General features: G+C 66.8%; 2 protein-coding genes. Both read left to right on the top strand.

From position 1 onward, the window contains the following. Positions 1-188: amidohydrolase family protein (locus D7X55_RS47290; protein ID WP_142379938.1), on the top strand; the 188-nt coding region annotated here is incomplete at its 5' end. Beyond that, the coding region (locus D7X55_RS47285; RefSeq protein ID WP_121725809.1) for a heparan-alpha-glucosaminide N-acetyltransferase domain-containing protein at positions 188-398 on the top strand (211 nt) is incomplete at its 3' end. The genes D7X55_RS47290 and D7X55_RS47285, both read left to right, overlap by 1 nt.

Below are 398 nucleotides of genomic sequence, written 5' to 3'. Positions count from 1 at the left end.
CCGTGCAGCTGCTCGGCCAACCGCTGGCCGAAGCGGCGCGCATGGCGTCGACCTATCCGGCGCAGTTCCTCAACGTCGACGACCGCCTTGGCCACATCGCCGAGGGCTACCAGGCCGACCTGGTGCTGCTGGATGACGCCCTGCAGGTGCGTGGTACCTGGATTGCCGGACAGTACGAGGCCGCCTGATGAACAGTACGCCGCCACGCCGTCTGGGCTCGATCGATGCCCTGCGCGGCATCACCGTGGCGGCGATGCTGCTGGTCAACAATCCGGGCGACTGGAGTGCGGTGTTCGCGCCGCTGCGTCACTCGGAATGGCATGGCTGCACGCCCACCGACCTGGTGTTCCCGTTCTTCCTGTTCCTGGTGGGTATGTCGATGGCCTTCAGCGTGGCAC

The sequence above is a fragment of the Corallococcus sp. AB049A genome (assembly GCF_003668885.1).
GTDB lineage: Bacteria > Myxococcota > Myxococcia > Myxococcales > Myxococcaceae > Corallococcus > Corallococcus interemptor.
Note: the sequence above shows the minus strand (reverse complement) of the source record. Positions and strands in the feature narration are given on the sequence as shown.